This window comes from Pseudomonas putida, from assembly GCF_028682455.1.
GTDB classification, from domain to species: Bacteria; Pseudomonadota; Gammaproteobacteria; order Pseudomonadales; family Pseudomonadaceae; genus Aquipseudomonas; species Aquipseudomonas putida_AA.
The window spans coordinates 216,867-236,729 of the sequence record NZ_JANHLD010000005.1 but is presented as its reverse complement, the minus strand read 5'-3'; the positions used below and the strand labels follow the sequence as shown (position 1 = coordinate 236,729).

Sequence of the window (19,863 nt, the reverse complement as noted above, 5' to 3'; positions counted from 1 at the left end):
GGGCATGTTAACCGAGTGGCGAGTATTTTCCAGTCGCCAGGCAGGGCAATGCGCGCGTCAATTTGCTGATCTGGCGCTGGCTCTGGCCCTGTCGCTCCGTATAATGCGAGGGTCGCCACTATTATTGGTTTTAACGGATTGAATATGACTGAACAGCAGCCGGTTGCAGTTCTGGGAGGCGGAAGTTTCGGGACCGCCGTGGCGAATCTGCTGGCGCAAAACGGCATCGCGGTACGCCAATGGATGCGTGATCCCGAGCAGGCCCAGGCCATGCGCGACAACCGGGAAAACCCGCGCTACCTCAAGGGAGTGAAGATCCACCCTGGGGTCGAGCCGGTCAACGACCTGCTGGCCACCTTGAACGACTGCGAACTGATCTTCGTCGCGTTGCCTTCCAGCGCCCTGCGCAGCGTGCTGGCACCCCATGCGCAGTTGCTCACGGGCAAGATGCTGGTCAGCCTGACCAAGGGCATCGAGGCGCAAAGCTTCAAGCTGATGAGCCAGATTCTCGAAGAAATTGCGCCACAAGCGCGTATCGGCGTGCTGTCGGGGCCCAACCTTGCGCGTGAAGTCGCCGAGCACGCCCTCACCGCCACCGTGGTGGCCAGTGAAGACGAAGCGCTCTGCCAGCGCGTGCAGGCCGTACTGCACGGGCGCACCTTTCGCGTGTATGCCAGCGGCGACCGCTTCGGAGTCGAGTTGGGCGGGGCACTGAAGAACGTCTACGCGATCATCGCCGGCATGGCCGTGGCCCTGGGCATGGGCGAGAACACCAAGAGCATGCTGATCACCCGCGCGCTGGCCGAGATGACCCGCTTTGCCGTCAGTCAGGGGGCCAATCCCATGACTTTCCTCGGGCTTGCCGGTGTTGGTGACCTGATCGTGACCTGCTCCTCGCCCAAGAGCCGCAACTACCAGGTAGGCTACGCCCTGGGGCAAGGCTTGAGCTTGGAGGAGGCGGTCAATCGCCTGGGCGAAGTCGCCGAGGGGGTCAACACCCTCAAGGTGCTGAAGGTCAAGGCGCAGCAGGTGCAGGTGTACATGCCCCTGGTGGCCGGCCTGCATGCGATTCTCTTCGAGGGCCGTACCCTGACCCAGGTGATCGAGCTGTTGATGCGCGCCGAGCCGAAAACCGATGTCGACTTCATCTCCACCAGCGGTTTCAACTGAGTACAGGAGCAACACATGAACGAATCCCCCAACCAGGCCCAGCGCGAGTCGATCATTTTGCGCGTGCTGTGGATGCTGGTGTTCTTGCTGGTGTGGCAAGTGGCGCAGACCCTTTTGGGCGGCCTGGTACTGGTGCAACTGATCTACCGTCTGATCTATGGCGCACCCAGTGCCAGCCTGATGAATTTCGGCGATAGCCTGAGCCAGTTCCTGGCCCAGATCGGCCGTTTCGGCACGTTTCATACCGACCAGAAGCCCTGGCCGTTCGCCGACTGGCCAGCGCCCCGCGCGCCGGAAGGCGAAGCGGCCCATAGCGTCCCGCCGGCACCGCACCCGGTGCGTGACGAGGAGCCCAAGCTGTGAAGCTCTGGGTCTTGCGTCACGGCGAGGCTGAGCCCCGCGCCCGTAGCGATGCCGAGCGCAACCTCACGGCCCACGGCCGTGAGCAAGTGCTGCGCAGCGCGGCCCACCTGCTGGGCCAGCCCCTGCAGGCGATCCTGGCCAGCCCTTACGTTCGGGCGCAACAAACCGCGGCGCTGGTGCACGAGGCCCTGGGTTTCGATAAATCGGTGGTGACTGTGCCCTGGCTCACCCCCGACACCGAGCCGGGCCAGGTCATTGCCGCGCTCGATGCCCTGGGCCTTGAGCATGTGCTGCTGGTCAGCCATCAGCCTCTGGTAGGGAACCTGGTCGGCATGCTCCAGCACGGCCATAGCCGCGCCGCCGAAGGCATGGGTACTGCCAGCCTTGCGCAACTTGAAGGCGACTGGCCACTGGCCGGGTTGATGACCCTGCGCAGCATGACCCACGCCTGACGCGGCAGCCTTCGGGGTACTCCGGTGGCAGGGCCCGGGCCCACGTGACCGGAGTGCCGTCGCCGATGGCTGTTACGGTCATTGCCCGGCCCTGGCCAGTTGCGGACAATCAAGACGTGTTTTTCCTACGGATTGCCGGGTATGTCGCAACAGGTCTTTTTCGCTCACGCCAACGGTTTTCCTTCGGCCACCTACGGCAAGCTCTTTGCTGGCCTCGGCCCGGACTACACCGTGAGCCACTTGCCACAACATGCCCACGACCCGCGCTTTCCGGTGGATGACAACTGGCAGACGCTGGTCGATGAGCTGATCCATCACCTCGAACAACTTCCCGAACCCGTATGGGGTGTGGGGCATTCCCTGGGCGGCGTGCTGCACTTGCACGCCGCATTGCGTTGCCCCGAGCGCTACCGCGGGGTAGTGATGCTCGACTCGCCCGTACTGACCCAACCCGAGCGCTGGCTCCTGCAACTGGCCAAGCGCTGGGGTTTTATCGACAGGATCACCCCGGCTGGCCGCACCCTCGGGCGCCGGGAGGCGTTCCCCGACCTGGAGCAGGCGCGGGCGTACTTTGCCAGCAAGACCCTGTTCCGCGGGTTCGACCCCGAGTGCCTGGAGGCGTACCTGCAGCATGGGTTGCGCCAGGAGGGCGAGTCGCTGCGGTTGAGTTTTGACCCGGCCACGGAAATCAGCATCTACCGCAGCATTCCTCACACCCGCCCAGGACCTGCCCAGCAGTTGCAGGTGCCGCTGGCGATGGTGCGTGGCAGCCACAGCCGGATAGTAAGGCAGCACCATGCCCGCGAAGTACGACGCCTGCCCCTGGGGGAGTACCACAGCCTGCCGGGCGGCCACATGTTCCCGCTGGAGCGGCCCGATGACACCGCCCGGCTGATCAGGGGCCTGTTGGGGCGTTGGCAGGAGCGGCAGGCATGAGCCACGGTGTCGAAGAAATCCGTCTGAACCTGGGGCACATCGAACTGGCGGCGCATCTGTTCGGCCCTGCCGACGGGCAACCGGTAATCGCGCTGCATGGCTGGCTGGACAATGCCAACAGTTTTGCCCGGCTGGCACCCAGGCTGGCGGGGCTGCGCATCGTCGCGCTCGACCTGGCCGGTCATGGCTACTCCGCGCATCGCCCACCCGGGGCGGGCTATGCCCTGTGGGACTACGCCCATGATGTGTTGCGGGTTGCCGAGCAGATGGGCTGGGAGCGTTTCGCCCTGCTGGGGCATTCGCTCGGGGCGATTGTCTCGGTGGTGCTGGCAGGCTCGCTGCCCGAGCGGGTGACCCGGCTTGCCCTGATCGACGGGGTGATCCCGCCCACCGGTGGTCCCGAAGATGCCGCCGAACGCATGGGCATGGCCCTGCAAGCGCAGTTGCGCCTGGACGGCAAGCGCAAGGGCGTGCACCCGACCCTGGAGCGGGCGGTGGAGGCGCGGATGCTCGGGCAAGTGGCGGTCAGCCGCGAAGCGGCCGAGCTGCTGGCCCAGCGTGGGGTGATGCCAGTGGCGGGTGGTTATTCGTGGCGCAGCGACAGCCGGCTGACCCTGCCGTCACCCGTGCGCCTGAGCCAGGCCCAGGCGCTCAGCTTCGTTCAGCGTATCGCCTGCCCGGCTAAATTGGTGGTCGCTTCCGATGGCATGTTGGCCCGCCACACCGATCTGCTGGAGCAGCTCCCGTTTGCCTGGGAACAACTGCCTGGCGGCCACCACTTGCACTTGAACGACGAGAACGGTGCAACGCTTGTTGCAGACTGTTTCAATCAGTTTTTTGGCATTTCTTGACTTGCGGCGGGCAACTGTCGAGGCTTGGCGGGTTGAACAGGGAGACAACCATGAACAAGCACGACAACGTTTCACCCATATTCAGCCTTGGCGCCCCGTGCGGCGTGGCCTGCCGATGAGTATCAAACGCTATGGACACGCAGTAGCGGCGAGTTTCGCCGTGCTGTTAAGTGCGCCGCTGCTGGCCGAAGGGCTGCCGGTGCCGGTCGACGCCAAGGTGGTGGTCGAACGCAGCGCCGCCGACCAGGAGCGGATCTATCCGCTGGGCTCCTTGCGCAAGATCAGCGGCCAGTTGCGCACCGAAGGCAAGATCGAATCCCGTGGTCAGGTCAGTTCCATCACCTATGAGCTGCCGCCCGAGCGCAGCGCCAATGAAGCCTTCACGGCAGCCCGTGAAGCCCTGCAGCAGGACGGCGGCTACCCGTTGTTCTGGTGCCAGGCCCGCGATTGTGGCGAAAACAGCCTGTGGGCCAATGAGGTATTCAAGAATTCCCGGCTGGGTGGCGCGGACGATCAACAAGCCTTCATCCTGTTGCGCCGCTCCGCCGAGCAGAGCAACACCCTGGTTGCCCTCTACAGCATCACGCGCGGCAACAAGCGCGCCTACCTTCACGTAGAAGAGTTCGTCGCCGACGCGCCCCTGGGTGAGGTGCTGCCGACCCCGGCCACGGTGCTGCGTGAGCTGCGCGACACCGGCAAGCTCGACTACCCTGATCTGGGTGAGCCCCAGGAGGCCTGGGTCACGCTGCTGGGCCGCAGCCTGAACCTGGACAGCACCTTGCGTGTAACCCTGAGCGGCGGCCAGGCCGAGGCCTGGCGCGAGCAACTGGGCAAGGCCGGTGTGCGCATGGCCAGGCTTGAGGTGGGTGATGCCAAGACCGACGGCTTTCACGTCGAACTGATTCGTTGAGCGAGAAGCGCATGCCCAACAATGATCGCCTGCTGGTACAGATCATCCTGCTCGCCCTGCTCGGTGCAGGCCTGTGGGTGATGGCCCCGTTCATGTCGGCGCTGCTCTGGGGCGCCATCCTGGCCTATGCCAGCTGGCCGCTGATGCGCCTGCTGACCCGTCTGCTCGGTGGTCGCGAAATCCTTGCCGCCGGCCTGCTGACCACCTTGTGGATACTGCTGGTGGCCCTGCCGCTGGTGTGGCTTGGCTTCAACCTGGCCGACCATATTCGCGATGCCACGGCGTTCGTGCGCGATGTACAGGTCGACGGCCTGCCGGATGCCCCGGGCTGGCTGGGCGGCGTGCCGTTGGTGGGGCCAAGGCTGGTGGGGATGTGGGACACCATCGACCAGCAGGGGGCGGCCTTGCTGACAACGGTAAAGCCGTACCTGGGGCAGGTCGGCAACTGGTTGCTGGCACGCAGCGCGCAGATCGGCGGCGGGATCCTAGAGCTGACCCTGAGCCTGGTGTTCGTGTTCTTCTTCTACCGCGACGGGCCGCGACTTGCGGCGTTCGTGCTGCGCCTGCTGGAGCGGTTGATTGGCGAGCGCGCCGAGTATTACCTGGAGTTGGTCGCCGGCACGGTACAGCGGGTGGTCAACGGTGTGATCGGGACGGCGGCGGCCCAGGCGGTCCTGGCCCTGATCGGCTTCCTGATTGCCGGCGTCCCGGGTGCGCTGGTGCTGGCCATTGTCACCTTCATGCTTAGCCTGATTCCCATGGGGCCACCGCTGGCCTGGGTACCGGCCACCGCCTGGCTGGCCTGGCAGGGTGAGTACGGCATGGCGGTCTTTCTCGGGATCTGGGGCACGTTCATCATCAGTGGCGTGGACAACGTGCTCAAGCCTTACCTGATCAGCCGCGGTGGCAACCTTCCATTGGTGATCGTGCTGCTGGGGGTGTTTGGCGGCTTGCTGGCCTTTGGCTTCATCGGTCTGTTTATCGGCCCGACCCTGCTGGCGGTGGCCTACAGCCTGTTGCTGGACTGGACGCGTAGCGAGCAGCAAGTGCCGCCACGCGTCTGAGTCAGGGGGTGTTCAGAGCTGGGGGGCGGTGTTTTTCACTACCGCCAGCTCCGGATGCGCCACCAGCTTGTCGATATGCAGTTCGTCGTTGTTCATCCAGGTTTCGGTCAGCACACGGTAGTGCTCCATGTCGCGGCAGCGCATGCGCAGGCTGTAGTCGAAATGGCCACTGATCAACTGGCAATCGAACACCTGCGGACAGGCCCGCACGCACGCCTCGAAGGCTTTTTGCGCACTGCGCCCGCTCTGGTTCGACAGGGCTACCAGCACCAGCAACGACAGCCCCGGCGAGACCATCTGCACATCGATGATCGCCCCATAGCCGCGAATCACTCCCCGTCTTTCCAGTTTGCGCACCCGCTCCAGGCACGGTCGGGGGGTGAGGTGTACCAGTGACGAAAGCTTCTCGTAGGTGATGCGCCCGTTATGGCGCAGCACGTCGATGATCGCTTCGTCGATCCGGTCCAGAGGCGGCGTGGCGTGTGGGCTGTTGACCTTGGTATCCATGCAGGTTCGGCTTCACTTCAAACGGTTGGAAAGAAATTGCTGCAGGCGTTCGCTCTGCGGCTGGTCAAGTATCTCGGCGCTTCCTTGTTCCTCGACCCGGCCCTGATGCAAGAACAACACCTGGCTCGACACTTGACGGGCAAAACCCATCTCGTGGGTGACCATGAGCATGGTACGACCTTCCTCGGCCAGCGTCTGTATCACTTTGAGCACTTCGCCGACCAGCTCCGGGTCGAGCGCCGAGGTGGGCTCGTCGAACAGAATGATCTCCGGCTCCATGGCCAAAGCCCTGGCGATGGCCACCCGTTGCTGCTGGCCACCGGACAGGAACGCCGGGTACTGGTCGGCGGCGCGGGCTGGCAGGCCGACCTTGTCCAGGTACTTGCGTGCCCGCGCCTGGGCGTCTTCGGCGCTGACGCCCAGCACGCGCCGGGGCGCCAGGCAGATGTTCTCCAGTACCGTCATGTGGCTCCAGAGGTTGAAGTGCTGGAACACCATCGCCAGTCGCGTGCGCAGGTCCTGCAGTTGTGCGGGGTGTGGCGCGCGGGTGCCGGTACGACCCTGGCGCATTTCGATGCGTTGCTCGTCGAGGGTGATCACGCCGGCATCGGGTTGTTCGAGGAAGTTGATGCAACGCAGCAGGGTGCTCTTGCCCGAGCCGCTGGCGCCGATCAGGCTGATCACATCACCCTTGCGAGCATTGACGGATACGCCCTTGAGGACCTGGTGTTCGCCATAGCTTTTATGCAAGTCCTGGACGCTGAGCTTGACCGTGGCGTCCTGGGTCACGGCCGCGATACGCGGGCTGGGGCGGTGGGCAGGGGGAGTGGCGGTCGACAAGGAGGTTGCGCAAAGGGTCATGGTTTAGCCTCGGGCAGGAACAAGGAAACGCATCCAGCGTCGTTCGGCCAGGCGAAAGCCGCCGACCAATGCAAAAGACAGCAACATGTACAGCAACGCCGCCACCCCAAAGGCCTGAAAGGTCAGGAAGGTGGCGGCGTTGGCGTCCCGGGCCACCTTGAGGATGTCGGCGATGGTGGCGGTAAAGGCCAGGGAGGTGGCGTGCAGCATCAGGATCAGTTCATTGCTGTAGGCCGGCAGTGAACGACGCAGGGCAGCCGGCAGTACCACGAACAGGTTCAGGCGCCAGCCGTGCAGGCCATAGGCCTGGGCCGCCTCGATCTCGCCATGGGGGATGTTGCGAATGGCCCCGGCGAAAATCTCCACGGTGTAGGCACAGGTGTTGAGCACGAAGGCCAACAGGGTGCAGTTCAGGGCGTTGCGAAAGAACTGGTCGAGCAGGGTGTGCTCGCGCACCACCTCAAGGCCATACAGGCCGGTGTAGCAGATCAACAGCTGGATATAGAGCGGCGTGCCGCGAAACACGAAGGTGTACACCTCTACCGGCCAGCGCAGCCACAGGTTGCGCGACACCCGCGCCAGGGCAAGGGGCAGCGACAGCACGAAGCCCACGACCATGGTGACGATGAACAACCACAGGGTCATGGCCAGCCCGGACAGCCCGGCGCCATCGCTGTAGAGGTAGGCGAGACCGTATTCCTGAATCAGCTCGATCATCGTGCCAGCTCCTTGATGCCGGTGTTGTAGCGCCGCTCAAGGTGCTTGAACAGGCGATTGGAAAGGGTGGTGATGAGCAGGTAGACCAGCCCCGCGATGATCAGGAAGTACAGGGTGTTGTTGGTGGTCTTGCCGGCGTTCTGCGCAGCCTTCACAAGGTCGGCGAGGCCGATGATCGACACCAGGGCGGTGGACTTGAGCAGCACCAGCCAGTTGTTGCCGAGACCTGGCAGGGCAAAGCGCATCAGTTGCGGGAACAGCACCAGGCGAAACCGCTGCGCACGGCTCAGGCCGTAGGCGGTGGCCGCCTCCAGTTGACCTGCCGGCACGCTGAGGATCGCCCCGCGAAAGTTCTCGGTGAAGTAGGCACCGTAGATAAAGCCCAGGGTGATGACCCCGGCCGTGAAGGGGTCGATTTGGAAGTAGTCCCAGCCCAGCAGCTCGGTCACATCGTTGAGCCACAGTTGCAGGGTGTAGAAGATCAGCAGGATCAGCACCAGGTCCGGCACGCTGCGAATCAGGGTGGTGTAGAGGGTGGCCGGCAGGCGCAGCGCCGGCAGGCGCGAGAGTTTGGCGCTGGCACCGAGCAGGCCCAGGGCCAGGCTCAGGGCCAACGATAGCAGGGCAAGCTTCACGGTCATCCAGGTGCCTTGCAGCAACAGCGGGCCGAAGCCCTGCAAGCTCAAGGCGTGCCAGCCGGTAGATTGGAAAAAGTTGTTCACAGGGAAGGCTCTCGTCAGCACACAAGACAAGGCGCAGCGCCGGCCAGGCAAGCCAGGCCGGCGGCGTGCGAATCAATCGTTGTAGATATCCAGGTCGCCTACGTACTTCTTCTGGATCGCGGCGAAGGTACCGTCGGCGTGTACCGCGGCAATGCCCTTGTCGAGCAGGGCCTTGAGCTCGGTGTCGTTCTTGCGCAGGCCCATGGCGATGTCCAGCGGCAGGGTCGGGTCCTTGATCGCCGGGCCGCTCTGGAAGTCGGCGCCTTCCGGTCGGGACAGGAAGTTGAGCTGGGCTTCGAGCTTGTCGGTGAGGGTGGCGTCCAGGCGTCCGTTGACCAGGTCGGCGTAGTTCTGATCCTGGGCCTGGTAGGCCTTGACCTGGGCACCCAGCGGCGCCAGTTTGGCCCGGGCGTAGGCCTCTTGCAGCGAGCCCTGCAATACACCGACCTGCTTGCCCTTGAGCGATTCGGGGGTGTCGCCGAAGTCGGCGCCCTTGCGCACGATTACCGAGGTGGGGCTCAGGAACAGCCGGGCGCTGAAGTCGATCTGCTTGAGTCGCGCCGGGGTCACGGCCATCGACGACATGATCGCGTCGAACTTGCGCGCCCGCAGGGCCGGGATCATTCCGTCGAATTCGTTATGTACCCAGGTGCACTTGACCTGCAGCTTGGCACAGATGGCATTGCCCAGTTCGATGTCGAAGCCTTGCAGGCTGCCATCGGCGGCGACGGATTCGAAGGGGGGATATTCGGGGTATACGCCGAAGCGGATTTCAGTCCATTCCTTGGCCTGGACACTGTTCACGCACAAAGGAAGGAGCAGCACGCCGAGGAGCTTGCGCAGCGAAGTCATGGTGGTAATCCCTGAGTTTTATAATTGATGTAGGGCAGTGGAGCGCATCGGTCCGTCAGTGACTGATCGGTCGGGCCAAGAATGCGCGATGGCGACGATTTTTTTGTGTCGTTTCTACCGGCGTCGGCTGCCGGATTTTGCTGTTGAGGGTTTATTTGCAGCCGAATTCGCTGCGCGACCTCCTGTTTGGGTTCGAATCACAGCGGTTACGGTTGCGCCGCGCGTCGGCGCGGCGCAGCCGAGGTGCTTCAGGCGCGTTTTTTCTGGGCGCAGGCCAAAGGCTGGCGCAACAGCGCAAACAGGTCCTTGGGGTTCGCGAGCTCGGGCACCAGGGCAATGTCGTGGCCGATGTCCAGCGCGGTGGCCACATCCAGCACGTAGCGCAGCGCCGAGTAGTCTTCCAGGGCAAAGCCGACCGAATCGAACAGGGTGACTTGCCCGGCATTCTCGCGGCCCGGCACCTGGCCGTTGACTACCTGCCAGAATTCGGTGGTCGGCGAATCGGCAGGCATCTGCTGGATCTCACCTTCAATACGGCTTTGCGGCTCGTACTCGACGATCACCCGCGCGCGCTCGACGATGTCGCGGTGCAGCTCGGTCTTGCCGGGGCAGTCGCCGCCGACGGCGTTGAGGTGCATGCCGGGTTCGATCATGTCGGGAGTGAGGATGGTGGCGTAGGTTTTGTCGGCGGTCACGGTGGTGACGATGTCGGCGCCGCGCACCGCTTCGGCCACCGAGCTTGCAACGGTCACCTTGAGCTGGGCGAAGGCGCTGAGGTTGGCCACCAGTTTGGCGCTGGCTTCAGGGTCGAGGTCGTACAGGCTGATCTCGTCTATACCCAGCAAGGTGTGGAAGGCCAGGGCCTGGAATTCGCTCTGCGAGCCGTTGCCGATCAGCGCCATGCGCCGGCTATCGGGGCGCGCCAGGTAGCGCGCGGCCAGGGCCGAGGTGGCGGCAGTGCGAATCGCTGTGGTCAGGGTCATTTCGCTGAGCAGCACCGGCGCGCCGGTATCGACATCGCCCAGGGCGCCGAAGGCCATGACAGTGAGCATGCCGCGCTGGGTGTTCTTGGGGTGGCCATTGACGTATTTGAAGGCGTAGAGGCTGGCGTCGGACACCGGCATCAATTCGATCACGCCGTCGGGCGAATGGTTGGCCAGGCGTGCGCATTTTTCGAAGTCGTGCCAGCGCAGGTAGTCCTCACGAATGTACTCGGCCATCTCGCTGATGCAGGTGCCAAGGCCCTTGCGTGCCACCAGGTGGCTGAGGTCGGTAATGTCGATGTAGCGGGTCATGATGAACTCCTTTGTTGTAATCAGTGGCGCACCGGCAGGTGCACTTCGGCGAGCATGCAGCGGGCGCTGCCGCCGCCGATGCGTTCGATATGGTCAATGTTCACCACCACTGGGTGGCTGTGCTGCTCGACCTGGCGGCGTTGTTGGCCCGACAGCGAGCGCCAGGCGCTGCGCGACATCACCAGCAGCGGCTGGCCCTGTTTGTCGTGGACTTCGAGCATGTTGCCGGCAAAGCCTTCGAGCTGGTCGAAGTCCAGGGCCAGGATGTCCTTGCCGGTGTCGCGCAATGAGAGCTCGAGGGCGCGGCGCTCGTCGGCGTCGGGCAGGGCCTGCAGGCAGACCACCGAGAGCCCGCGACCCACGCTCATCATCACGTTGCTGTGATAGATCGGCGCCTGGTGCCGGTCGACGGCGTGGAACACGCACAGGCGGTAGTCGAGCTGTTCGGCGAACAGGCGCAGGGCCTGGGTGTGGGTGCGACCGGAATGGCAGGCGTAGCTGATCCGGTGCTGGCGATCCAGGACCATGCTGCCGGTCCCTTCCAGATACATACTCTGCTGTTCCAGCGGGCTCAGATCGATGGTCTGACGGACGGCGAAACGTTCTTCCAGCACCTTGAGCACCCCTTTGCTGCGCTCCAGGCGGCGGTTCTGGCCCTCCATCGGGTAGAGCACCAGGCTGCCGTCGGCGTGGCTGCTCCACCAGTTGTTGGGGAAGATCGAATCGGGGGTGTGGGGGGCCGGGGTGTCCTGCACCACCAGGACCTCGACGCCATGCTGGCGCAGGGTTTCGACGTAATCATCGAACTCTTCCAGCGCTTTCTGCTGTGCCCGGTCAGGGTCGAGCAGCGCTTGTTGAAAGCGGTTGTTCAGGGCGGTGTCCGGGTTGAAGGCGAACCGCGCCGGGCGGATCATCAAGACTGTATTTGTTGTTTGCATCGAGGCACGCATCCGGGGTTGGCGGTATGGGTATTGTCGATGCGGCGGGGGATAAATCCCGGCTGAAGCGCGGCGGGCACTCAGCCGGTAAAGCTGAAATCCGGGGTGTGACAGCGGATTCGGCTGCGGTGTGACAATCGCGGGGCAAGGCCGCTCCTACCGTTGGGAGCGGGCTTGCCCCGCGAGGTCGCGCAGGCGCTTGTAGAGGGTGGTACGGCTGATCCCCAGGTCCCGGGCCAGGGCCGATACGTTGCCATTGAGCGCCTGCAGGCGCAGGCTGAGGTCCTCTTGGTCGGCTACGGGTTGGGCACACGGCACTGCAGCGGCTTCGGCAAAGAAACTGTCCGGCAAATGCTCCAGGGCGACGGGCTGGCCGTCGGCCAGGGCCAGGGCCACCTGCAAGGTGCTGCTCAACTGGCGCAGGTTGCCCGGCCACGGATGTTGCAACAGGTGCTGCAGGACCTTGCTACTCAGATGCGCTGGCGCTCCAGGGCCGCGGTGCTGCTGGTGGATCTGCTCGATCAGGGCCAGGCGGTCGCTGCGTTCGCGCAGCGGCGGCAAGGTCAGGTCGAGGCCGGCGATGCGGTAGTACAGGTCCTGGCGAAAGCGGCCCTGGCGTACCAGCGCGGGCAAATCCTGGTGGGTGGCCGAGACCACTCGGATATCCACCGGTACCGGCTCGCCGCTGCCCAGCGGCTGGATGCTGCGTTCTTGAAGAAAGCGTAGCAACCGCGCCTGGGTCGAAAGCGGCATGTCGCCGATTTCGTCGAGAAAGACGACTCCGTGGTCGGCCTTGCGAATCAGGCCCGGATTGCCCTTGTGATGGGCGCCGGTGAAGGCGCCTTTCTCATAGCCGAACAGCTCCGACTCCACCAGCTCCGAAGGAATGGCGGCGCAGTTCACGGCAATCAACGGCTGGTGGCGACGACTGCTGGCGGCGTGCAGGGTCTTGACGAACACCTCCTTGCCGACCCCGGTTTCGCCCTGGATCAACAGCGGGATGTCTTTTTCCAGGAGCAGGCCAGCCTGGCGCAAGGCCTTGCCAATGCGCGGGTCGCCCGCGGGCGCGGGGGGCTCGGCGGCGGGCGTGGCGGGCCGCTCCTGCGGCTGATGCAACAAACAATGAAAGCGGTTGCGGCCGGCGACCTGCACGGCAAAGGGCTCACCCGGTGAATGTTTGAGCAGCTCGCTCAGGGGTGTCTGGAACACCTGCTCGAGACGCTGCTGCAGGGGCGCCTGGCCGAGCAGGCTGTCGGCTCGGCGGTTGGCGGCGAGGATGCGCCCCTGCTCATCGAACAGCAGCAGGCCGGCCCATTGGCTGTCGAGGTTGTTCGAGCCCGAGTTGAAGCTCAGTTGTCGGCACTGCCCGGCGTAGCGGGCCATGATCAGGCGATTTTCCAGGCTCTGGCTCATCATCCGCACCAGGCCCAGGGTTTGCGAGGCGGGCAGGTAGCTGTCGCTGGATACATCGAGCACCCCGATCAGGCGGCGCTCGGCGTCGATCAGCGGCGCAGCGGCGCTGGCCATGTAGCGGTTGAGGGTGAGGAAGTGTTCATCCTGGCCCACATGCACGGCCTGGCTGCAGGCCAGGGCGGTGCCGATGGCATTGGTGCCCACACCCTGCTCCAGCCAGCGGGCGCCGGCGGCGAAGCCGTGCTGTTGGCGCGGGTCGATGAAGCGCCGGGTACCCCAGGTGTCCAGCAAGCGGCCGTGTTCATCACTGAGCATGATCAGATAACTGGAGTTGCCCAGCAGGTGACTGAACTGCGGCATGACTTCGTCGCGCGTGGTGCGCAACAACGTCTGTTGGCGCTCGAGCAACTCGCCAAGGTTCGCGCCGGAAAGTTGGTCGAAGTCGGGTGTGCTCTGCGGCGCCAGGCCGTACTCGCGACAGCGCGTCCAGGACGCCTGGATCAGCTGGGCATGGGTGGGGGCGGATGCGGCCATGGGCCTTCCCTCTGCCGGGGCAGCGTTGTTGTTTTTGTGTGATCCAGTGTTGTTCAGTCCTGTTCATTGTCAATGCACAGGCTGTTCATGTGTTCAGCACCTGCTGTTCATTTGTGTTCAGTAGTGAACGGGCAAATACCCGGGCTGCAGGAAAAACTCCGCAGGTACAACGGCTTATCGCACGCATACGGTACTGGCACGGTTCTGGCTCTGGCTATGTTGCCAACGTGCAAACGCCTGTCCGATCACAACAACCAGGGCCGCCCATGTCGCTAACGCTGGAGCACGTCAGTCGCACCGTCGATAACCAGCGCTGGATTGTCGATGCCACCCTCAGTTTCGAGCCGGGGTCGTTCAACGTCCTGCTTGGCCGCACGCTGTCGGGCAAGACCAGCCTGATGCGGCTGATGGCCGGCCTGGATCGCCCGGACCAAGGCCGGGTATTGATGAACGGGGTCGATGTCACCGGCCGGCCGGTGCGCCAGCGCAATGTCTCGATGGTCTACCAGCAGTTCATCAATTACCCGACCCTGAGCGTCTTCGAGAACATCGCCTCGCCGCTGCGCCAGGCACGGGTGAGCGAAGAAGAAATTCGCCACAAGGTGCACCAGACGGCGCAGATGCTGCGCATCGAGGCATTTCTCAAGCGCATGCCCCTGGAGCTCTCCGGCGGCCAGCAACAACGCACGGCCATGGCCCGGGCGCTGGTCAAGGATGCAGAGTTGATCCTGTTCGACGAGCCGCTGGTGAACCTGGACTACAAGCTGCGCGAAGAACTGCGCCAGGAGATGCGCGTGTTGTTCGCCCAGCGTCACTGTATTGCCGTGTATGCCACCACCGAACCCAACGAGGCGCTGGCCCTGGGCGGTACCACCACGATCCTGCATGAAGGCCATATCGTGCAGAGTGGCCCCACCGCCCAGGTCTACCACCAGCCGCGTACGGTGCTGGCGGCGGAGTTGTTTTCCGAGCCGCCCATCAACCTGATACCGGGGCGCATCAACGGCAATGAAGTGAGCTTTGCCGGGGCGGTGCACTTTGCCATGAACGCCGATCTGCGCCGTATCGGCGACGGCGAGTACCGATTTGGTGTGCGCCCCAGCCATATCAGCCTGGTGCCCTCCAACGAAGATGACCTGGAGCTGGCGGTACTGGTGGAGCTTGCGGAAATCAGCGGTTCGGAAACCTTCCTGCATGTGCGCAACGAGCACTTTCGCCTCATCCTGCACCTGCCCGGCGTGCATGAATACAACGTCGATGCGCCGATCCGGGTGTTCATTCCCACGCACAAGTTGTTTGTATTCGATGGCGCCGGGAACCTGGTGCAGGCGCCGGGCGCCCGTGAAGCGAGGGTTGCCTGATGGCCGAAATTCGCCTGCAGCACCTGGCCCACAGCTATGGCCGCACGCCAGGCGGTGCCGATGACTACGCCTTGCGCGAGCTTGACCACGTGTGGGAGCAGGGCGGCGCCTATGCCTTGCTGGGGCCTTCGGGCTGCGGCAAGTCGACCTTGCTCAATATCATCTCCGGGCTGCTGCGACCGTCCCAGGGCCAGGTGCTGTTCGATGGCAGGGTGGTCAATGAGCTGACGCCCCAGGCGCGCAACATTGCCCAGGTGTTCCAGTTCCCGGTGGTCTACGACACCATGAGCGTGTTCGACAACCTGGCCTTTCCCCTGCGTAACCAAGGCATGGATGAGGCGCGGGTGCGCAGCAAGGTGGCAGAAATCGCCGAGGTGCTCGACCTGGGCCCGGCACTGAAAAGGAAAGCCCGCAACCTGAGCGCCGACGAAAAGCAGAAGGTCTCGATGGGGCGTGGCCTGGTGCGCGACGATGTGTCGGCGATCCTGTTCGATGAGCCGTTGACGGTGATCGACCCGCACCTGAAGTGGAAGCTGCGGCGCAAGCTCAAGCAGATCCACGAGCAGTTCAACATCACCATGATCTACGTCACCCACGATCAGCTGGAGGCCTCGACCTTCGCCGACAAGATCGCCGTGATGTATGGGGGCCAGATCGTTCAGTTCGGTACCCCGCGCGAGCTGTTCGAGCGGCCACGCCACACCTTCGTCGGCTACTTCATCGGCAGCCCGGGGATGAACCTGATCGATGTGCAGGTGCAGGGGGGCGGTGTGCGCTTTGGCGCGATCGAGCTGCCACTGCCGGCATCGCTGCGCGAGCGCCTGCAGGATCTGCCCGCGGCGCGCTTGCAGGTCGGTATCCGCCCCGAGTTCATCCAAGTGCGCGAGGCGCCTTTCGAGGATGCGTTCGAGGCGCGCGTGGTGGATATCGAAGACCTGGGCACCTACCGGATCCTGACCCTGGAGCTCGAGGGCGTGGCGCTCAAGGTGCGCCTTGGTGAAGATCGCCTGGTGCCTGAAGGGCACGCCTGGATCAGCTTTCCGGCCCAGTGGTTGATGCTGTATGCCGACGATGTACTGGTGGAGGCCACGTCATGAACAAGGTGCCCAACAACAAGGCCTGGTGGCTGGTGTTGCCGGTGTTCCTGCTGGTGGCGTTCAGCGCCGTGGTACCGATGATGACGGTGGTCAACTACTCGGTGCAGGACATTTTCGACCAGTCCAGCCGCTACTTCGTCGGCGCCGACTGGTACCGCCAGGTGCTCCAGGACCCGCGCCTGCACGACTCGTTACTGCGCCAGTTCATCTATTCGGGCTGCGTGCTGCTGATCGAGATTCCGCTGGGGATCGCCATCGCCTTGACCATGCCGACCAAGGGGCGCTGGTCCTCGCTGTGCCTGATCGTCATGGCGATTCCATTGCTGATCCCTTGGAACGTGGTGGGCACCATCTGGCAAATCTTCGGTCGTGCCGACATCGGCCTGCTGGGTGCCTCGCTCAACCAGTTGGGGATCAACTACAACTATGCGGCCAACACCATGGACGCCTGGGTGACGGTGCTGGTGATGGATGTGTGGCACTGGACGTCGCTGGTGGCGCTGCTGTGCTACTCGGGCTTGCGGGCGATCCCGGACGTGTACTACCAGGCTGCGCGCATCGATCGCGCTTCGGCCTGGGCGGTGTTCCGGCATATCCAGCTGCCAAAGATGAAGAACGTGCTGCTGATCGCGGTGATGCTGCGATTCATGGACAGCTTCATGATCTACACCGAGCCGTTCGTGCTCACCGGTGGCGGGCCGGGCAATGCCACCACCTTTCTCAGCCAGACCCTCACGCAAATGGCGGTAGGGCAGTTCGACCTGGGGCCGGCGGCGGCGTTCTCGCTGGTGTACTTCCTGATCATCCTGCTGGTGTCGTGGCTGTTCTACACCGCCATGACCCATGCCGACAAAGACTAGGAGGCGGCCCTCATGAGCCTGCGCAAGACGCTGCCGTTGTTGCTGTACATCCTGTTCCTGCTGGTGCCGATCTACTGGCTGCTGAACATGTCGTTCAAGAGCAACACCGAGATCCTCGGCGGCCTGACCCTGTGGCCCCAGGCGTTTACCTTCGACAACTACCGGGTGATCTTCACCGACCCCAGCTGGTACAGCGGCTACATCAACTCGTTGTACTACGTATGCCTGAATACGGTGATTTCCCTGAGTGTGGCCCTGCCGGCGGCCTATGCCTTTTCACGCTACCGCTTTCTGGGCGACAAGCACCTGTTCTTCTGGCTTTTGACCAACCGTATGGCGCCGCCGGCGGTCTTTTTGCTGCCGTTCTTCCAGCTGTATTCGTCCATCGGCCTGTTCGACACCCACATTGCCGTGGCCCTGGCCCATTGCCTGTTCAACGTGCCGCTGGCGGTGTGGATTCTCGAGGGCTTCATGTCCGGGGTACCGAAGGAAATCGATGAGACCGCCTATATCGATGGCTACAGCTTTCCACGCTTTTTCGTGAAGATCTTCGTGCCGTTGATTGGCTCGGGCATCGGCGTGACGGCGTTCTTCTGCTTCATGTTTTCCTGGGTCGAGTTGCTGCTGGCGCGCACGCTGACCTCGGTGAACGCCAAGCCGATTGCCGCGGTGATGACGCGTACGGTGTCGGCCTCGGGCATTGACTGGGGCGTGCTGGCGGCGGCCGGGGTGTTGACGATTTTGCCGGGCATGCTGGTGATCTGGTTTGTCCGTAATCACGTGGCCAAGGGCTTTGCCCTGGGTCGGGTCTGAGGAGGCTTGCGATGGAGTGGATGGCCTGGACCCTGCCGACGGCGTTGTTCTTCACGGCAATCGGCCTGTTGCTGGTGGGCATGACCCTGTTCGAATTGCGCAGCCCCTGCGTTGAGCGCCGGGGCTTCCTGCCGATTGCCACGACCCGTGGCGACCGCTTGTTCATCGGGCTGCTGGGCAGCGCCTACCTGCACTTGCTGGTGATCGGGATCAGCGACTGGAACATCTGGGTGGCCTCGCTGCTGTCATTGGTGTGGCTGTTGGTGGTGATGCGTTGGGGTTAACCGGACAGGTTCGGTCAGGCTCCGTGGGAATACACAATCGGGAGATCACGATGTTCGACAACAACAAGAACCGGCGACATTTGACCCTGGCCGCGTTGCTCGTACTGGGCAGCTTCCACGCCAATGCCTGGGCCGACGCCTATGAGGATGCGGCAAAGAAATGGATCGGCAGCGAGTTCAAGCCATCGACCCTGACCCCGGAGCAACAGCTCGAGGAGCTCAAGTGGTTCATCAAGGCGTCCGAGCCGTTTCGTGGCATGAAGATCAACGTGGTGTCGGAAACCATCGCCACCCATGAATATGAATCCAAGGTGCTGGCCAAGGCCTTCAGTGAAATCACCGGTATCAAGCTGACCCACGACCTGCTGCAGGAAGGCGATGTGGTGGAAAAGCTGCAAACCCAGATGCAGTCGGACAAGAACATCTACGACGGCTGGGTCAACGACTCGGACTTGATCGGCACGCATTTTCGCTACGGCAAGACCGAGTCGATCACCGACCTCATGGCCAACGAAGGCAAGGACTACACATCGCCCACCCTGGACCTGAAGGACTTCATCGGTATCTCGTTCACCACCGCTCCGGACGGCAAGATCTACCAGTTGCCCGACCAGCAGTTCGCCAACCTCTACTGGTTCCGTGCCGACTGGTTCGACCGGCCGGACCTCAAGGCCAAGTTCAAGGAAAAGTATGGCTATGAGCTCGGTGTGCCGGTGAACTGGTCGGCCTATGAAGACATCGCCAAGTTCTTCAGTGAAGACGTGAAGGAAATCGACGGCAAGCGCGTCTACGGGCACATGGACTACGGCAAGAAAGACCCGTCGCTGGGCTGGCGCTTCACCGATGCCTGGTTCTCCATGGCCGGGGGTGGCGACAAGGGACTGCCCAATGGCTTGCCGGTGGATGAGTGGGGCATTCGCGTCGAAGACTGCCATCCGGTGGGCTCCAGCGTGACCCGCGGTGGCGACACCAATGGCCCGGCGGCGGTCTACGCGACCCAGAAGTACGTCGACTGGATGCGTGCCTATGCGCCGCCCGAAGCCCAGGGCATGACCTTCTCGGAATCGGGGCCGGTGCCGTCCCAGGGCAACATCGCCCAGCAGATCTTCTGGTACACCGCCTTTACCGCCGACATGACCAAGCCTGGCCTGCCGGTGATGAACGCCGACGGTACGCCGAAATGGCGCATGGCGCCTTCGCCAAAGGGGCCGTACTGGGAGGAGGGGATGAAGCTTGGGTACCAGGATGCCGGATCCTGGACCTTCCTCAAGTCGACGCCTGAGAAACAGCGCCTGGCGGCCTGGCTGTACGCCCAGTTCGTGACCTCCAAGACAGTGTCGCTGAAGAAGACCATCGTTGGCCTGACGCCGATCCGCGAGTCGGACATCAACTCCCAGGCCATGACCGACCTGGCGCCCAAGCTCGGCGGCCTGGTTGAGTTCTACCGCAGCCCGGCACGGGTGCAATGGACGCCCACCGGTACCAACGTGCCGGACTACCCGCGCCTGGCCCAGTTGTGGTGGACCCATATCGCCGAAGCCGCCAGCGGCGAGAAGACCCCGCAACAAGCCCTCGACGGCCTGGCCCGCGACCAGGACCGCATCCTGGAACGGCTGGAGCGCTCCAAGGCCCAGGCCACCTGCGCGCCCAAGCTGAACCCGGAGCGCGATGCGCAGTACTGGTTCGACCAACCGGGCGCACCCAAGCCCAAGCTTGCCAACGAGAAGCCCAAAGGCGAGACCGTCAGCTACAGCGAGCTGCTTAAGTCCTGGGACGCAGCGCGCAAGTAATTCATCGCAGGGCAAGCTCGCTCCTGCCGTGCTGTGTGATCGGCCAGGCACAAAAAAACGGCATCTTCACAGA

Annotated in this window: 21 protein-coding genes; 13 read left to right on the top strand and 8 right to left on the bottom strand. The window is 63.6% G+C overall.

What is annotated here, in order from left to right; translation table 11 throughout:
* Positions 1 to 144 precede the first annotated feature (144 nt).
* The 7 genes from NPS58_RS28050 to NPS58_RS28020 all read left to right on the top strand — a co-directional run bounded on the left by NPS58_RS28050 (position 145) and on the right by NPS58_RS28020 (position 5,746).
* Positions 145 to 1,170: an NAD(P)H-dependent glycerol-3-phosphate dehydrogenase gene (locus NPS58_RS28050; protein WP_274118450.1), complete on the top strand. Its 1,026-nt coding sequence runs from the start codon at positions 145 to 147 to the stop codon at positions 1,168 to 1,170.
* 15 nt (positions 1,171 to 1,185) lie between these two features.
* Positions 1,186 to 1,533, top strand: coding sequence for a DUF4389 domain-containing protein (locus NPS58_RS28045; RefSeq protein ID WP_274118449.1), 348 nt, complete (start codon positions 1,186 to 1,188; stop codon positions 1,531 to 1,533).
* Complete coding sequence (gene sixA / locus NPS58_RS28040) at positions 1,530 to 1,985, top strand: phosphohistidine phosphatase SixA (protein WP_274118448.1); 456 nt, start codon at positions 1,530 to 1,532, stop codon at positions 1,983 to 1,985. The genes NPS58_RS28045 and sixA overlap by 4 nt, the downstream gene beginning before the upstream one ends.
* 141 nt (positions 1,986 to 2,126) lie before the next feature.
* Entirely contained in the window at positions 2,127 to 2,921 is a 795-nt protein-coding gene (locus NPS58_RS28035; RefSeq protein ID WP_274118447.1) for an alpha/beta fold hydrolase, read from the top strand.
* Positions 2,918 to 3,772, top strand: a complete 855-nt coding sequence (locus tag NPS58_RS28030; protein WP_274118446.1) for an alpha/beta hydrolase — start codon at positions 2,918 to 2,920, stop codon at positions 3,770 to 3,772. Before NPS58_RS28035 ends, NPS58_RS28030 begins: the two co-directional genes overlap by 4 nt.
* A gap of 115 nt (positions 3,773 to 3,887) precedes the next feature.
* Positions 3,888 to 4,682: a DUF4892 domain-containing protein gene (locus tag NPS58_RS28025; RefSeq protein WP_274118445.1), complete on the top strand. Its 795-nt coding sequence runs from the start codon at positions 3,888 to 3,890 to the stop codon at positions 4,680 to 4,682.
* A gap of 11 nt (positions 4,683 to 4,693) precedes the next feature.
* Complete coding sequence (locus NPS58_RS28020; protein WP_274118444.1) at positions 4,694 to 5,746, top strand: AI-2E family transporter; 1,053 nt, start codon at positions 4,694 to 4,696, stop codon at positions 5,744 to 5,746.
* Positions 5,747 to 5,758: 12 nt separating this feature from the next.
* Here NPS58_RS28020 and NPS58_RS28015 read toward each other — a convergent pair whose 3' ends face one another.
* The 8 genes from NPS58_RS28015 to NPS58_RS27980 form a co-directional block, all read right to left on the bottom strand.
* Entirely contained in the window at positions 5,759 to 6,253 is a 495-nt protein-coding gene (locus NPS58_RS28015) for an Lrp/AsnC family transcriptional regulator (protein WP_274118443.1), read from the bottom strand.
* Positions 6,254 to 6,265: 12 nt separating this feature from the next.
* Positions 6,266 to 7,114 (bottom strand): ABC transporter ATP-binding protein, encoded by an 849-nt coding sequence (locus NPS58_RS28010; RefSeq protein ID WP_274118442.1) that lies wholly within the window; start codon positions 7,112 to 7,114, stop codon positions 6,266 to 6,268.
* Positions 7,115 to 7,117: 3 nt separating this feature from the next.
* On the bottom strand, positions 7,118 to 7,831 hold the full coding sequence (locus tag NPS58_RS28005) for an ABC transporter permease (RefSeq protein ID WP_274118441.1): 714 nt from the start codon (positions 7,829 to 7,831) through the stop codon (positions 7,118 to 7,120).
* Complete coding sequence (locus tag NPS58_RS28000; protein ID WP_274118440.1) at positions 7,828 to 8,553, bottom strand: ABC transporter permease; 726 nt, start codon at positions 8,551 to 8,553, stop codon at positions 7,828 to 7,830. The genes NPS58_RS28005 and NPS58_RS28000 overlap by 4 nt, the downstream gene beginning before the upstream one ends.
* 72 nt (positions 8,554 to 8,625) lie before the next feature.
* Entirely contained in the window at positions 8,626 to 9,405 is a 780-nt protein-coding gene (locus tag NPS58_RS27995; protein WP_274118439.1) for an ABC transporter substrate-binding protein, read from the bottom strand.
* 248 nt (positions 9,406 to 9,653) lie between these two features.
* A complete protein-coding gene (locus tag NPS58_RS27990) occupies positions 9,654 to 10,700 on the bottom strand; it encodes an ornithine cyclodeaminase (RefSeq protein WP_274118438.1) in 1,047 nt (348 codons plus the stop codon).
* 20 nt (positions 10,701 to 10,720) lie between these two features.
* A complete protein-coding gene (ctlX, locus tag NPS58_RS27985) occupies positions 10,721 to 11,638 on the bottom strand; it encodes a citrulline utilization hydrolase CtlX (protein WP_274118437.1) in 918 nt (305 codons plus the stop codon).
* Positions 11,639 to 11,794: 156 nt separating this feature from the next.
* Positions 11,795 to 13,585 carry a sigma-54-dependent Fis family transcriptional regulator gene (locus NPS58_RS27980; RefSeq protein ID WP_274118436.1) on the bottom strand — a complete coding sequence of 597 codons (1,791 nt, stop codon included), beginning with the start codon at positions 13,583 to 13,585 and terminating at the stop codon, positions 11,795 to 11,797.
* 266 nt (positions 13,586 to 13,851) lie between these two features.
* On the opposite strand from NPS58_RS27980, the gene NPS58_RS27975 reads away from it, so the two are divergent.
* From NPS58_RS27975 to NPS58_RS27950, 6 genes are read left to right on the top strand one after another with little or no spacing between them, the layout of a single operon-like run.
* Positions 13,852 to 14,946 (top strand): ABC transporter ATP-binding protein, encoded by a 1,095-nt coding sequence (locus NPS58_RS27975; RefSeq protein WP_274118435.1) that lies wholly within the window; start codon positions 13,852 to 13,854, stop codon positions 14,944 to 14,946.
* Positions 14,946 to 16,043: an ABC transporter ATP-binding protein gene (locus NPS58_RS27970; protein WP_274118434.1), complete on the top strand. Its 1,098-nt coding sequence runs from the start codon at positions 14,946 to 14,948 to the stop codon at positions 16,041 to 16,043. Before NPS58_RS27975 ends, NPS58_RS27970 begins: the two co-directional genes overlap by 1 nt.
* Positions 16,040 to 16,903 (top strand): carbohydrate ABC transporter permease, encoded by an 864-nt coding sequence (locus tag NPS58_RS27965; RefSeq protein ID WP_274118433.1) that lies wholly within the window; start codon positions 16,040 to 16,042, stop codon positions 16,901 to 16,903. Before NPS58_RS27970 ends, NPS58_RS27965 begins: the two co-directional genes overlap by 4 nt.
* A 12-nt stretch (positions 16,904 to 16,915) precedes the next feature.
* The gene (locus NPS58_RS27960; RefSeq protein ID WP_274118432.1) at positions 16,916 to 17,716 is read left to right on the top strand and encodes a carbohydrate ABC transporter permease; all 801 of its coding nucleotides are present in this window, start codon (positions 16,916 to 16,918) and stop codon (positions 17,714 to 17,716) included.
* A gap of 11 nt (positions 17,717 to 17,727) precedes the next feature.
* Positions 17,728 to 18,000: a DUF2160 domain-containing protein gene (locus NPS58_RS27955; RefSeq protein ID WP_274118431.1), complete on the top strand. Its 273-nt coding sequence runs from the start codon at positions 17,728 to 17,730 to the stop codon at positions 17,998 to 18,000.
* 50 nt (positions 18,001 to 18,050) lie between these two features.
* Positions 18,051 to 19,790: an ABC transporter substrate-binding protein gene (locus tag NPS58_RS27950; RefSeq protein WP_274118430.1), complete on the top strand. Its 1,740-nt coding sequence runs from the start codon at positions 18,051 to 18,053 to the stop codon at positions 19,788 to 19,790.
* Positions 19,791 to 19,863 lie beyond the last annotated feature (73 nt).